This window comes from Paenibacillus sp. EKM206P (assembly GCF_011066155.1).
Classification (GTDB): Bacteria; Bacillota; Bacilli; order Paenibacillales; family Paenibacillaceae; genus Paenibacillus; species Paenibacillus polymyxa_D.
Map to the genome: position 1 here is coordinate 486,435 of NZ_JAAMNQ010000003.1, position 14,927 is coordinate 501,361.

Genomic DNA, 14,927 nt, shown 5'->3' on the forward strand with positions numbered 1-14,927 from the left:
CTGGGTCGAAGATACAATCTGTCTGTTTATTTTAAATAGGAGAACGCTCACATCTAACTTATTTGGAGCACTGCTTTACCGGAAAATTTCCGATCTATCAGTTGTTGGGCTACAGCTCCAATTTCCTTCCACGATGCCTCCACTTCGATTTTTGGTACTAACTGGCCTTTTGATACAAGCTCACCTAGTAATTTTAGATCTCCCGCTGGGGAATAACGATTTATTTCCTCACCTAGAAAGAAGCAATACAAAGTTCTACCACCTAAGCCCCTAATATTAATCGTTGCGTAAGGTGAGGACGAATGTCCCATGGACACACATATCCCCTCTGGCATAAGCTGAGGTAGTAATGCAGCTAGCGTATCCCCACCTACTGAATCCACAATGAGATGATAAGGTCCGAATGTATCCAGCGAGGAAATCGCCGGATCGCCAACGATAACCTCATTAGCACCAGCCTCTTGAACAAGTAGAGCTTTTTCCTCTGTTCTGGCTACACCTACTGTAAAAGCTCCTGATTGCGCCGCTAGCTGATGTGCAAAAGTCCCAACTCCGCCAGTCGATCCAGATATCAATATTCGCTTACCGAGCAGCATTCCTCCTTTTCGAAGTGTATAGAGCGCTGACAGACCGGCTACTGGTAAAGTAGCAGCCTGGGCGAAGGTAATATCATCAGGAAATTCAGCCACTAATGAAGTAGGAGCGGCAATTTGTTCGGCCCATGCTCCCATCGGGAGAAGTCCTACGACACGGCTTCCTTGTTTCGGGCCCGTGCCATCTTTGGCTTGCTCGATGACAATCCCGGCAAAATCCCATCCTGGTCTGCTCTGTCTTCCATGATTTCTTGCATCTACAACTTCACCCCGATTCAGAGAGAAGGCCTGTACTTGAACGATCGCTTCCCAAGGCTGGGCCTGCGGGACTGAAACTTCCTTTATTGCGAAATATCCTGAAGCAAACGGATCTGTTACAATTGCACGAACCATATGATCTCCCCCATCATTCTCATTGAGAAACCCTTGTAAATAGCTCCCCTTTTTCACATTGTAGTATACTGTAGGGAACTATCTGCACCAAGTGTAGAACTACACCTCATTATGAAAAGGATTGAAAAAGGATGACCATGCACAAGGACTTCCGATATAAAACATTAAAAAACGTTTTGGGAGAGATTGAAGCTGTTCGCATGAAGCGTCAACGGGAATATACTGAGCTATCACACCCGTTATTAAAACGATTTACTCAGCAGGAGCTTAATGATGAGGCATGTCCTACGTATAAAAATCTATTGGTTGGACGGTCTCGTCGAATACCGGACCGGCAAACGATAATCCATATTGCTGAGTATCTGGAGTGTACTTCACATGAGCGCAATGACCTTCTCCTCGCCGCTGAATATCTTCCGATCCATTACGAACTCGAAGGACGTTCTCTAGAGCTGGCGCTGGAGCAAACACAGCAAATCATGAGTAATTTGCCATTTCCGGCGATGATTGTTACTCATACCTTAGATATCAAAGGGTTAAATGAACCGTTTCGCCATTTATTTGATATTCCTTCCGATTCTTTTATGAATGGCAAACTGAATAAAGTAGATTTTCATTTTAACTCCGATTTTTCCATTCGTCCCCGTTCTACCTTCGATGCTGAGTCGTTCGAACAGTGGGAGTCTCATGCTATTTTTGGGATACAAGCTTTCAAAAGATATAACATGTTGTCCCGATACGACCATTGGTATACGAAGTTAATAGACAGATTTCAAAAATACGATGATCTTAATAAATATTGGAATATGCAGCCAAAGGACTCAGCAAGTGAAATTGAGCAACCCAAAATTATTTTGGCCAGAATGGGAACCGCGGACGATTTAGTCCCTATTCGCTACAAGCAAATTCATCTTTCTGTAAGTAGCCACATGTATCCTGGAATTGAAGTATACTTACCGATTGACGATCCTGCACGCATAGTATTTCAATATTGGGGTTGTCCAGCCGAATATCAGAACTACGCTTTTAATGAATAGGAAAAATTCGCCTACAGCACTTTACGAGAAACGAAAAGCTCAATAAAAACAGAGGTAGTCTAGGACTTTATTTTCTCGTCCATGGCTACCCCTGTCTGGTTTTGGAGGTCAGTCTAATATTTTGTTTTTGCGAACCGTAGAGAGCAAATTGCTCTCCACGGTATTTCTCTTATACATTTTTTAGGTGTGGCTTACCCTTAAAGAATAATAGCAATGAGACCGCCGGAGCCTTCATTAATGATACGACCCAGCGTTTCCTGCAGCTTATAGCGTGCATTGTCCGGCATCATGGCGATTTTACCCTGAATGCCTTCCCGTACAATGGAATGCAGCGAACGTCCGAAAATGTCTGACTCCCAAATTTTGATTGGGTCATTCTCAAAATCTTGCATCAGATAGCGCATAAGCTCTTCACTTTGCTTCTCTGTTCCGATAATCGGAGCAAATTCCGATTCCACATCGACACGAATCATGTGTATAGAAGGTGCTGTCGCCTTGAGCCGCACACCAAACCTTGTACCCTGACGAATCAACTGCGGATCGTCTAGTGCCATCTCAGATAACGACGGCGCGGCAATGCCATATCCCGTTGTCTTGACCATTTCCAGCGCCTCGGCGAAGCGGTCGTACTCTCGTTTGGCATGGGCAAAATCCTGCATCATTTGCAGCAAATGATCCTTGCCACGAATCTCTACCCCGACGACTTCGACCAAAATCTGGTCATACAGCTCATCGGGAGCATACAGATCAATTTCAGCTACGCCCTGCCCCATATTCATCCCGCTCAATCCGGCCCTGTCGATGAATTCATATTCCATAAACTGGCCAACCACTCGATCTACATCACGCAGGCGTCGAATATCTTTAACCGTATCGCGAACGGAATTTTCATAATTGCTACGCAGCCAGTGCTCTTCGTTCAGTACCATGACCCAGCTCGGCAGGTTTACATTCACCTCATGCACCGGAAATTCATACAATACTTCACGAAGTACGCCTGTAACATCATCTTCCGTCATCGTCGCCGCGCTGAGTGTCATAACTGGTATATCGTACTTGGCAGCCAGCTCACCGCGAAGCTGGAGTGTTTCATCACTGCGAGGATGCGTGGAGTTGATAACCAAAACAAATGGTTTGCCAACTTCCTTCAACTCCTCAATGACGCGTTCCTCCGACTCTACATAAGAGCTGCGCGGGATTTCCGCAATCGTGCCGTCTGTAGTGACTACCACACCGAGCGTCGAATGCTCCTGAATAACCTTGCGTGTACCAATTTCTGCCGCTTCCTGAAAAGGAATGGGTTCTTCGAACCATGGTGTGGAGATCATCCTCGGACCATTTTCATCCTCGTACCCTTTTGCTCCTTCTACTGCATATCCTACACAGTCAACCAGACGTACATTCACATCCAGTCCTTCCGTTACTTTGATCTGGACGGCATTATTCGGTACGAATTTAGGCTCCGTCGTCATGATCGTCTTGCCTGCCGCACTTTGCGGCAACTCGTCTACGGCGCGGGCACGGTCCGCCTCACTTGTAATGTTTGGCAGAACAATCGTCTCCATAAACCGCTTGATAAACGTTGATTTTCCTGTTCGGACTGCGCCGACGACCCCAAGATAAATGTCTCCTCCGGTACGTTCGGCAATGTCTTTAAAAATGTCTACTTTCTCCAATGAAATCCCCTCCTAAAAAGTCTCCGAAGGAAAAATGCTTAAAGAGCATCCGCTTCGTGTTCAACCAACTGCTTGATCCCAGATGCGGCAGAACAGCCTTTAAAATGCCCGGAAGTCGTCCGCCGCCGAGATTCAGGAGACTGATGGAATCGGCGAAACGGCGTAAACTCGTACATGCATTTGGACTGATACCATCATATGTATCCCCTCCGTAAAATATGTTTAGTTTTTTGAAAAATAGATTACGACAGAGCGATCATTGCAGAAACGATATTTTACGTTTGGTTCCACTCACCTAATATATGCGGGGCAAGACTCTCCCATGACTTCGTCGCTAGATTAAATAAAAAAAGGATGTTTCTCCTGACCGTTTAGAGTCGTCGGAAACATCCTTTTTCTATTCTCCTGATATAATCGGCATTACCACAGTTCATCATCCAGCGCCTGACGCTCCAGTTGCCGTCTGATAGCCGCCTTGAGCCTATCCTCCGGTATGGTTACCTCCATATCGCCTTGGACACGTGCCTGGCAGGATAAGCGCATTCCTTCATCCAGTAAAGGCCCCAGCTTACGCTGCTCTGCATCTCTGGGTTGGTCTGCAAATTCAGCCCATTCCGGTGATATTTGTACCTTACACATCAGACAGGCTGCTTTTCCGTCACAACGAGTGGGGATATATACACCCGCTTTACGAGCAGCCTGAAGCAATGACGTACCCTGACCGACCTGTACGCGCCTACCTGACGGCCTAAACGTAATCTGCACATTCATGAATAGTCCTCCAGTTGTCTTTCTCCTAACACACACAACTTATACTTCATTGCCCATCTGGATGACGGAGTGCAACTCTGGCCAAGGCAGAAGTTCTACAAGCTTGTCCAATTGCTCCTCATTCCAAATATTACTGACTAGTAGCTGCTTCAGTACAATTATATGACGTCGCGGGTCGCGCTTCATGACTTCTGCAATCGCTTTATATCGGTCGGGTCGATTTCGCAATATATTGAATAAAAGTTCATGACTGAGCGGCATCAGACGCAGTGAAGCACTCCCCAGCTCAAGCTGAACACCAGCCGACCAAAGTAGTCGCTCGATCTCTAAGCGGTATAACGCTCCGTCACATAATACTTCAAATCCCCCCACCAACTCGACTGGAAATCCCTCCAGATCATAGTGGCTCAGTAATGAAACGTAAGAGCCGCTACGATCAACCTGCTGTCGATCTATACTTATACCCAGGGGGTGCGCATGAAGTTGCTTTGCTGCATGAATATCCGCATAAATATCAATGTCCCGAGGCAGGCGATCCAGTTCAACTTCATGTACAAGTAGTGAACAACTCCCGCCTAGCATCCACGGAACCGACACTGTTGACCAGTTCTCAGCCAAGCTACTCAGCGCAACTGCCAGATTGTGAGGAAGCCTGTCTACTAACACCGATGATATTGCCTCCTTCAACATTGTTTCCTCCTTTGCTGTCTTTCCTTCCGTTTCCTGATGGGCATCATTATAACATGTTCGACAGGGCAGTTCGATATTTTGTGTACTGTAAAAGCGGTTACCCACTCCAAAATATAAAAAAACCGCGAACCTTCCCGGTCCACGGTGAATAATACTAACTGGCGTGCGGCCAGCGGTCTATTTTTTCATCATCATTTTCATCAACGCTTCCATATTGGAAGGATTCATTCCGCTCTTTTTGACGGCACCAACAATATCCCTTACTGTATCTTCCGACACCGGAATGTTGGCCATCGCAGACACTTGCTTGATAAGCTGACGCAGTTGCGCTTCGCTTTGAAGCGTGTCCGCCTTTACCGTGCCTGCCAGCTTTTTCACTGCATTTTCGGATATGTTTTTGCCGCCTTTTTTGTTAATGGCCTTCAATGCATCTTTCGGAAAGTTTTTATTCATAATCTCCCCTCCTCCGCCATTGCTCAACTCAGTCTATGAGTGGCGGAGACAAAAGGTGATTAAGCGTACATAAGACATGCCAAACGCCTAACTAAAAAAGGCTATCTCATTATAGAAAAAATCTACCATGAGACAGCCTTTATATTATTAAAGCTCATCTGAGCCTTTAAGAATGCCATTGCTCCCAAGTCTGAAGTGGCATGACTTCCATCTCGGTCTTAGGGTCGCGACCCATCAGCGCCTCAACGGCCTTACGGACGTCACGTCCTTCAAACAGTACTCCATACAGTACCTCTGTAATAGGCATCTGAACACCTAATTTTTGAGAGATGGCGTATGCCGCTTTTGTCGTTCGAATCCCCTCTACGACCATGCCCATAGATTCCAGCACATCATCAAGCTGTTGGCCCTGTCCTAATAGTGACCCTGCACGCCAGTTGCGACTGTGACGGCTCGTTGCCGTGACCACTAGATCGCCAATACCAGCTAGGCCGGCAAAGGTTAATGGATTAGCCCCCATCTCAACTCCGGCACGGGTAATTTCAGCCAACCCACGGGTCAATAAAGCTGCTTTGGCATTATCACCGAAACCAAGCCCATCTGACATTCCCGCACCCAATGCGATAATGTTTTTTAGCGCCCCGGACAGTTCCACACCGAGCAAATCGCGGTTTGTATAGACACGGAAATAGGAGTTCATGAACAGCCCCTGAGCAGCCTGTGCAGCCTGCTCATTGGAGGAAGCTACAACGACCGTTGTAGGACATTTCCTCACCACTTCTTCCGCATGACTCGGACCAGACAGCACGGCAATATCGCCCTCCGCGACTTCCAGTTCTTCCGAGATCACCGTGGACATACGTTTAAGCGTTTCTGTTTCAAAACCTTTAATGGCATGCACTACCAGCATATCCTTGCTAAAATGAGCTTTCAGACTACGTGCTACCTGACGAGCAGCAGCAGAAGGAGATACGATTATCACTGCTTTAGCACCAGATACCGCAGTCTGCATATCAGTTGTAGCTGAAATGCGATCAGACAAAATAGAGCCCGGTAAATAATGCTCATTTGTATGCTTCTCATTGATTTCAGCTGCTTGCTGCTCGTTTCTCGTCCAGACAGAGACATCGTTGTTATTGGCCGCAAGAACGGAAGCCAGGGCTGTTCCCCAACTCCCCGCGACCAGCACAGCTATTTTCTCAGACAAGACGATCTCCTCCTTTGGAGCCAAGCTTATTCTCATTCCCCCGTACCAACTTGACTATGTTGGTACGGTGTCTCCACACAGCGAACAGACAAATGATTAGAGCCGTCCAGAATAACGGCCATGCAAAACCAAGCACGAGTAATATCCAAGGGGTCAAAATGACAAATATGAGTGATCCAAGGGATACGTAACGAGTCATTACAATTGCAAGTATCGCAATGATTCCGGCATATAGTGCGGGCAGTAAGGCAAGCGATGCCAATACACCAATAGCAGTCGCAATACCTTTTCCTCCACGAAAGTGAAAATATACCGGCCAGTTATGGCCCGCAATCGCCGCAATGCCGCACAAACCCGGTACCCAGGATGATTCCCCACCTAACCAGTGCCCTATTAGTACCGCAATAACCCCTTTAAGAACGTCCAGCAGCAGTACCAGAATAGCTGGGCCTTTTCCAAGCACACGCAGCGTATTCGTCGCACCGGCATTGCCGCTCCCATGTTGGCGAATGTCGATTCCTTTTAATTTTCCATACAGCAAACTAAAGCTGACAGAGCCAAGCAAGTAACTGAGTACGATGGCAACGATTTGTAAAATCAACCTATTCGCTCCTAACTTTCGTCAGACTTGCGCCGTGTAAAGATTCGAATTGGAGTTCCTTCAAAATTGAAGGCGGCGCGGATTTTGTTCTCCAGATAACGCTCATACGAGAAGTGCATTATTTCTGGATCGTTTACGAATACAACCATCGTAGGCGGCTTAACAGCAACCTGGGTCACATAGTTAATGCGCAGACGACGTCCCTTGTCTGTTGGTGGAGGATTGATGGCAACCGCATCGGAAATTACATCATTCAGTAAATGTGTCTGAATACGCAACACATGCTGCTGTGCCACATGCTGTACAACAGGAAGCAGCTTTTGCAGGCGTTGCTTCGTTTTTGCAGACAAGAACACAATCGGAGCATATGTCATAAACAAAAAGTGATCGCGAATTTTCGTTTCAAACTGATGCATCGTTTTGTCGTCCTTGTCCACGACATCCCATTTGTTAACGACAAACAGCGATGCTTTACCCGCTTCATAAGCATAGCCAGCAATGTGCTTATCCTGTTCAATGATGCCTTCCTCGCCGTTAATAACGACCAATACAACATCTGCACGCTCAATAGCACGCATGGCACGCATTACACTATATTTTTCGGTCGTTTCATATACCTTGCCACGTTTACGCATACCTGCCGTATCAATCAGTACATACTTTTGACCGTCTTTTTCAAAAGGTGTATCAATTGCATCACGTGTCGTACCTGCAATGTCACTAACGATAACCCGCTCTTCTCCCAGAATGGCGTTAACCAGTGAAGACTTACCTACATTCGGGCGGCCGATCAAGGCAACACGAATAACGTCTTCATCATAGTGATCTTCTTCCAGCTCAGGCAAATTGGATGTAATGGCATCTAGCAGATCGCCTATCCCTGTACCATGGCTACCAGAAACAGCGATTGGATCACCAAATCCATAAGAATAAAACTCATAAATCAGATCGGCGCGACTGAGGTTGTCCACCTTGTTGACAGCTACGATGATCGGTTTACCCGAACGATATAGCATTTGAGCAACCTCTTCATCTGACTGTGTAATTCCTGCTTTCGCATCACTCATAAATACAATTACATCTGCTTCTTCTATTGCAAGTTCGGCCTGCATACGGATGGATTTTAAAATGACATCCTCACCATCAATCTCAATGCCGCCGGTGTCAATAATACTGAAGGATTTACCATTCCACTCCGATATACCGTATATACGGTCACGAGTGATTCCGGGTTTATCTTCCACGATGGACAAACGATCCCCGATTATCCGATTAAAAATAGTGGACTTGCCCACATTCGGACGACCAACGATAGCCACAACGGGTCTTGCCATAAATTCACTCCTCCTGTCAATTCTTCCGCTATCATCATAGCAAAAAACATACCTATTGGCGATATGGTCACGTAACAACAATCGGCGAACCCTCTGGGTCCGCCGATGGTGTACGTTATGCATATTATAAAATGTATTGATTTAAACTCATTTAAATTTGTTCAGCTTATCGCCAAAACGCTCGCCGAGCGTGATGCTCAGACCGGAATTATTGAGGGAAACGTTAGGATTATTCAGTTCCTCACGAGGTGCACGAGATGCACGTGGTGCTCTTTCTGCTTTAGGAGCAGCTTCAGGAGCTTCCTCAGTTTCTTTAATGCTCAGGCTAACACGTTTTTCGGAAGGATTCATTTCAAGAATTTTAACTTTCACTTCTTGCCCTTCTTCCAGAACTTCTTGTGGAGTTCCAATGTGTTTGTGGGAAATTTGGGAAATATGAACCAAACCTTCCACGCCAGGAGCGATTTCAACGAATGCGCCGAAGTTAACCAGACGTTTTACAACACCTGTTACGATGTCATTGTTGTTGAATTGTCCAGCAGCCGATTCCCAAGGACCAGGCTGTGCAGCTTTCATGCTCAGGCTGATTTTTCCTTTTTCAGGATCTACTTTCAAGACTTTTACTTTCACTTGGTCTCCTTCAGAAACTGCATCAGAAGGCTTATCGACATGAGTCCAAGCAATTTCAGATACGTGAACAAGACCATCCACGCCGCCAACATCTACGAAAGCACCGAACTGAGTAAGACGTTGAACCGTACCTACGATTTCTTGGCCTTCTTTCAGCTCAGCCATTACTTTAAGCTTGTTGGCTTCGAATTCTGCTTCCAGAACGTCTTTTTGAGAAAGAATCACTTTGTTATTTTCACGATCCAGTTCTTTTACAACAACACGCAATGTGCGGCCTTTGTAATCACTGAAATCTTCTACGAAGTGACGTTCTACCATGGATGCAGGGATAAATCCGCGCAGACCCACGTCTACCACGATGCCGCCTTTAACGACATCATTTACAACGACTTCAAATACTTCTTTGCTTTCGAACAGTTGCTCCAACTTTTCCCAAGCATTTTCACTGTCGATTGCACGTTTGGACAGAACAAGTTTTTCCTTGCCATCGTCAATGCTGATAATTCTAGCTTCAACCTCTTGGCCTACTTGTACTGCTTCTTCTGCGTTATCCAGACCAGAAGACAACTCGCGAATTGGAATAATTCCATCGTATTTATATCCAATGCTTACTACCGCTTGGTTATCTTCCAATTTCACGATTGTACCCTTAACGGTGTCACCTTTTTTCAGGGAGACGATTTGATCGAGCTCGTCTTGATTTGCCGCTTCAGCAGCTTCTTGATTTTTAATTTCTTCCGACATGTCAATACCCTCCTCAATTCAAAAAAAACCATTTATTTAAACCTGCGCATGGCAGAGTTCAAAACATAAATAAACTTTTGTTCTAGTTTTCCGAGCTTAGACACAATTCATACAAGCCTTTCAGTTATTCGTAGGCTTACCCGTTTCCTTCATCGTGCGAATACGAGACATAATTGCTTCTGTTGCCAGTTCAAGTGGATCTCCTTCGATATCGGCACCCTTTTGGTAAGCTTCCAAATTGACAGGTTTACCGTATAACACTTTCGTTTTACGGAAAAGCTTGTAATCACCAATAATGGCGACCGGAACGGCAGCCGCTCCACTGCGTAGCGCAAAGCTTGCAGCACCCTTTTTACCGATTCCCCCAGCTCCTCTGGAACCTTCGGGAAAGATTCCCATAACCTTACCATCACGCAAAATGTTCAATGCCAACTTAATGGATTCCTTACTTACACCGCCACGTTTGACTGGAAAAGCTCCCAGTTTCCCAATTAGTGGACCCAGTACAGGAACATTAAACAGCTCGGCTTTTGCCATAAAGTGAACCTTTCTTTTCAGCAAAATACCAACTGTAGGAGGGTCAAGATTACTAATATGATTAGAACACAACAGCACTCCACCCTCAGCAGGAACATTTTCCCTGCCTACCGCCTCAAGTCTAAACAGAACGCGGTAAATGAGACGCAAAATACTGGCGCATACAGTATATATCATTGGCTGATCTCTCCATCCTTCTCCGTTAAGCAATAAGATACGATCATATCAACGACATCCTGAATGCCCATTTGGGTCGTATCGAGCACGATGGCGTCCTCACTGCAACGAAGCGGAGATACCTCCCTCTCCTCGTCAAGCTTGTCACGTGCCGCAATGTCACGTTCCAGTTGCTCCAGAGTGATATCATCAGTTTCGCTCAGTTCTTTAAAACGGCGGGAGGCACGTTCCTGAACACTTGCGGTCATGAACACCTTGACTTCCGCATCGGGAAGTACAGTTGTTCCAATATCGCGACCATCCATAACGACACCCTTGCGTGCAGCCATCTCACGCTGGTTTTCAGTCAAACGTGTCCGTAAACCAGCAACACTTGAATACTGTGACACGTTGCTAGTCACTTCCATCGAACGGATCACAGTGGTTACATCTTCCCCGTTACAATAAACCTTTTGGCCTGTGGGGTCCGGTACTAATTCAATCACCAGCTCAGGTACATGTTGAAGCACTTTTTGTACATTTTCTGCAGGAATTTCCTTACGCATCATGTACCACGTTGCTGCTCGGTACATGGCTCCAGTATCTACATATACATAAGAAAGTGTTTTCGCCACCAAGCGGGCCACTGTACTTTTCCCTGCACCAGCAGGTCCATCAATGGCTACATTTATTTTGTTAATTGAAGATACATGTTGCCTTGCCAACAGGGAATTCCTCCTAACCTAACCTCAAGAAAAAAGCAGGCATTGCCTGCGACGTGAAAATTATACCACACATTTATAGGCGATGCAAAATAAGCGACAGGTTTACTAAAAAAGAAAAATTTCGGATGATTAAGATTTCCCCCGGAATTCCAGCTGTCTTTCAAAGCAATATTTAATCAGTTTTTGACGCTCCTGATCAGCGATTTCCTCATATTTCAGCATAATGAGTTTGCGACCGTTTTCCATCTGCTGAATGCGCACAATTTCAGATTGGAACGGAACATGCTCCTGAGTACCGTTTTTATATGGAACTAAAATCCAGCAAGACAATGATTCTCCTTCTTCAAGATGATGAGTTCCCTGGGTGTGAAAAGAAACACCCCCACCTCCTACATCATGTGTCTCTGCTACAAATCTGGACTCGTTCGCACCATGCTTTACAGCAATTTCCAAGTTGGCCTTAACCCGAAGAAAGTTTCGACGCTGAATTTTGCTGATGCTGTCTGGAGCAGGTTTGTGGATACGAATCATCCGGAGGATATCCTCTTTGAAACCCGTAACGTGGGTATTAAAATAATTTTTAATCCCACCCTCGCTCAAAAAAAATATAGACAGTTCTTCCCCTAGAAACAATTTTTTCAAATGCCCACTTGTTTGTGACATAGGAATTTCAATTAAAAAGTTCTGTGACTCCTCTTCTGCAATACGAGACTTAAATTCAAAAATCTCGTCCTTATGGTCAGTACCTGCCACTTGTATGTATAACACATCATTAATTTTGGGAAACAAATGATCCACCATCCTTGTCCATTAAAAGCTCTAATTAAGGTATATAATACCACGACTTTGTGCCTATATTAAGCATAATATTTGTTTGATCTATGACTAAAGCACAAAAAACCTCCTTTATGAAGGAGGTTTAGAGTGACTATTGATTCATTTTCATGTAATTAACTAGACATTACTTGCAGTAACCTGAGGTTCATCTGAATCTTTAACCTCTTCAATCGTTTCTTCCATCCCCGTATTGGCGTTAATGTATATCCGGTAAACGGAACCATTGATTTTACCACCAAATTCATAACAGAGAACTTCATTCGAAAGTTCATTTTCAATTAAGGCTTTACGGTGGTAAGTTTCACGAAACTCAGGATTCAATTTTGCTCGTGCTGCATTCAAATTCAATTTCGCTTGCGGTATGCGGCGGAGATGACTATGCTCATACACATAATCACTGGCTTGAAAACCGATCACTTGTCCGTTATCAAGGCCTGATCTGACTGCGATTTTTTCTGGATAGATAATCACATCCCCTTGTTGGCTCACAAATGTAATGTTAGCTAAATTCCCGCTTTCATCATACGCAACGGGCTTCATGTCTTTGTAACCTTTTTGTTCAAGGTATTCACTAGCATAGCGAATCGCTTCATTACGTGTTGCTTTTTTAGGACCTACTGCCCTCATGTCATGATAAGAAATAAGCTTGCCGCCTTTTTTCGTAAAATCCATACTGGCCACAGGCTGCTTCTTATTTAGCAGGGTAGCTGTATAAGATGCCCATTCCGTTCCTTTACCGTTTTCGTTCACCCTGATCTGACTTTCCGGTTTTCCTGTAAATTCAGCAGCATTTTGTTTAATTTGTTCTGCATTTACTGGCGGGAGACTCAATTTTTTCACAGAGCGTTTATCATAGATGCTGGCTACAGACGGTCCCCAATCCAGCTCTTTATAGTTTTCCACCTTTTTGTCCACGGTTTTAAAGCCATCAATAATGGTGTTGTCCTTCGGCCCAGTTTGAGAACCTGCCGCCATATCCACATCCGTCCAGCGCAAATTTTTGCTAATGACTTTCTGCTGCACTTCCTGCATGTTTTTCGAAATTTCTTTGGAATTGTTATACAACGTTTTCAGGTTCGAAATTTCTTTCTCGTTTAAGGGCTCGTGATCCAGATCACGGACAGCGGTCTGATACGAAAATGCAGATAGATGTGACAGCAAATCTTTAGCATGATTAAAAGGCATTACATTGAGGGGCAACTGATTAACCTCATTTTGAGCCTCACTTGTAATCCTCCACACGTTCATCAAACATTTGCGGTGCATCGCGTGTGAAGTATTATGGACAGCAACCGCGTTACCGAGTTGAGAATGCAGCTGATCCATATGAAACGACAAATCGTGAAACGCACGCTGGTATTGATTTTCCGCTTTTATCGACATGCTATTTGCCTGAAGAGACACCTCTTTTCTCATCTGGCTTTGCTGATAACCCCACACAAATGCTCCTATCATCATCAGGGTAACCACCGGGAACAATACGGAACTAAGTCGCTTATACATATTGGGAGTCTCCTTTCTTCAAGTACACTACCGATAGTGTGACAAGAAGAAAGCTCTCTTATGCATGGTTTTCCATGACTTCAACAATAAACTCACAGTTATCGCAAATACAGCGTTTAAAGCCGGTCTGAATCTGTCCTTGCTCTATGCGTCCTCTCAGCACAAAGCGTTCTCCGCATCTTTTACAATGAATTCTAACTTTTATACGCAAAAAAAGACACCTCTTTCTCTAACAGGTTTGTCAGATCAGTGTGTCCCATTTTGTTACATGTTAACCTTTTCTTCCCGTTTTAACAAACGAAAAGGAGAACGGTTATTAGCCCGACTGATCTTCGCCATTCCTCCATACCATAGAAAGGCCATAAGTGGAATGATAAACCAGATCCAGTCATGCGAAAATTTCGTTAAAATCAAATCGTATACTCCGTGCCAGAACCATGGAAGCACCAATGACAGCAGCAACATGTATTTGCTCCTCAAGCCTTCTGAAAACTTGGCCTTCCCCATGTAGTAGCCCATCATTACGCCAAACATCGCATGACCGGATACCGGTAGCAATGATCTCATCAGCATCATGCTAACCGAAGCATGGCCCGCCCAGGCATATAACAGATTTTCAACCGTTGCAAATCCGAGTGAGACTGCGGCCGCATACAAAATACCATCATAAGGCTCGTCGAACTCGGTATGATTATAGATGATGTGATACAACAGAAACCATTTAAAAAACTCTTCCACTCCGGCTGAAATGCCGAACGCCTGGATTAACGTGTGATCCCCTAGCCAAAGCAGCAGCCCTCGTTGAAAAATCATGACAGGAAGAACCACCAAAAAGCCGAGCAAAAACACTTTAATAACCATGTGCAGTGGCTCCGAATCATACCTGTCCTTCAAGTAAAAATACATCAATAAGGCGAGACCCGGCGCTGTGGCTGCCGCTATAACTGAAAACAGAAGCACCGATCATCCCTCCATAAAAATGAGTCGGCTCTGCTTTCAGCGCAGAGCCGACAAATTCACTTCAATATCACTTTTGATAA

The 14,927-nt window shown here is 45.0% G+C and carries 15 protein-coding genes; 1 reads left to right on the plus strand and 14 read right to left on the minus strand.

Annotated features, from left to right (window positions below; translation table 11 throughout):
- Nucleotides 1-53: 53 nt before the first annotated feature.
- Nucleotides 54-986 (minus strand): zinc-binding dehydrogenase, encoded by a 933-nt coding sequence (locus G9G53_RS08980; protein WP_069012699.1) that lies wholly within the window; start codon nt 984-986, stop codon nt 54-56.
- Nucleotides 987-1,117: 131 nt separating this feature from the next.
- Between G9G53_RS08980 and G9G53_RS08985 the strand changes: the two genes are divergently transcribed.
- Nucleotides 1,118-2,023: an MmyB family transcriptional regulator gene (locus tag G9G53_RS08985; protein ID WP_069012700.1), complete on the plus strand. Its 906-nt coding sequence runs from the start codon at nt 1,118-1,120 to the stop codon at nt 2,021-2,023.
- A 197-nt stretch (nt 2,024-2,220) separates the two neighbouring features.
- On the opposite strand, the gene spoIVA is transcribed toward G9G53_RS08985, so the two are convergent.
- From spoIVA to prsW, 13 genes are all read right to left on the minus strand, one after another.
- Nucleotides 2,221-3,699, minus strand: coding sequence for a stage IV sporulation protein A (gene spoIVA / locus G9G53_RS08990; RefSeq protein ID WP_029517326.1), 1,479 nt, complete (start codon nt 3,697-3,699; stop codon nt 2,221-2,223).
- Nucleotides 3,700-4,119: 420 nt separating this feature from the next.
- Nucleotides 4,120-4,470 carry a 2Fe-2S iron-sulfur cluster-binding protein gene (locus tag G9G53_RS08995; protein WP_029517325.1) on the minus strand — a complete coding sequence of 117 codons (351 nt, stop codon included), beginning with the start codon at nt 4,468-4,470 and terminating at the stop codon, nt 4,120-4,122.
- Nucleotides 4,471-4,509: 39 nt separating this feature from the next.
- Nucleotides 4,510-5,160, minus strand: coding sequence for a hypothetical protein (locus G9G53_RS09000; RefSeq protein WP_023989184.1), 651 nt, complete (start codon nt 5,158-5,160; stop codon nt 4,510-4,512).
- A gap of 177 nt (nt 5,161-5,337) precedes the next feature.
- The gene (locus G9G53_RS09005; RefSeq protein WP_013310741.1) at nt 5,338-5,613 is read right to left on the minus strand and encodes a stage VI sporulation protein F; all 276 of its coding nucleotides are present in this window, start codon (nt 5,611-5,613) and stop codon (nt 5,338-5,340) included.
- A gap of 166 nt (nt 5,614-5,779) precedes the next feature.
- Complete coding sequence (locus G9G53_RS09010) at nt 5,780-6,820, minus strand: NAD(P)H-dependent glycerol-3-phosphate dehydrogenase (protein WP_029517324.1); 1,041 nt, start codon at nt 6,818-6,820, stop codon at nt 5,780-5,782.
- Nucleotides 6,813-7,421 (minus strand): glycerol-3-phosphate 1-O-acyltransferase PlsY, encoded by a 609-nt coding sequence (plsY, locus tag G9G53_RS09015; protein WP_029517323.1) that lies wholly within the window; start codon nt 7,419-7,421, stop codon nt 6,813-6,815. Before plsY ends, G9G53_RS09010 begins: the two co-directional genes overlap by 8 nt.
- Nucleotides 7,422-7,432: 11 nt before the next feature.
- A complete protein-coding gene (gene der, locus G9G53_RS09020) occupies nt 7,433-8,755 on the minus strand; it encodes a ribosome biogenesis GTPase Der (RefSeq protein ID WP_013310744.1) in 1,323 nt (440 codons plus the stop codon).
- A gap of 147 nt (nt 8,756-8,902) precedes the next feature.
- A complete protein-coding gene (gene rpsA, locus G9G53_RS09025; protein WP_029517322.1) occupies nt 8,903-10,129 on the minus strand; it encodes a 30S ribosomal protein S1 in 1,227 nt (408 codons plus the stop codon).
- Between the two features lie 120 nt (nt 10,130-10,249).
- Nucleotides 10,250-10,843, minus strand: a complete 594-nt coding sequence (locus tag G9G53_RS09030; protein WP_029517321.1) for a lysophospholipid acyltransferase family protein — start codon at nt 10,841-10,843, stop codon at nt 10,250-10,252.
- Nucleotides 10,840-11,547: a (d)CMP kinase gene (cmk, locus tag G9G53_RS09035; RefSeq protein WP_165147006.1), complete on the minus strand. Its 708-nt coding sequence runs from the start codon at nt 11,545-11,547 to the stop codon at nt 10,840-10,842. The genes G9G53_RS09030 and cmk overlap by 4 nt, the downstream gene beginning before the upstream one ends.
- A 129-nt stretch (nt 11,548-11,676) precedes the next feature.
- Nucleotides 11,677-12,336 carry a flagellar brake protein gene (locus G9G53_RS09040; protein WP_029517319.1) on the minus strand — a complete coding sequence of 220 codons (660 nt, stop codon included), beginning with the start codon at nt 12,334-12,336 and terminating at the stop codon, nt 11,677-11,679.
- Nucleotides 12,337-12,501: 165 nt separating this feature from the next.
- Nucleotides 12,502-13,887, minus strand: coding sequence for a germination protein YpeB (gene ypeB / locus G9G53_RS09045; RefSeq protein WP_029517318.1), 1,386 nt, complete (start codon nt 13,885-13,887; stop codon nt 12,502-12,504).
- A gap of 264 nt (nt 13,888-14,151) precedes the next feature.
- A complete protein-coding gene (gene prsW / locus G9G53_RS09050; RefSeq protein WP_165147009.1) occupies nt 14,152-14,847 on the minus strand; it encodes a glutamic-type intramembrane protease PrsW in 696 nt (231 codons plus the stop codon).
- Nucleotides 14,848-14,927 lie beyond the last annotated feature (80 nt).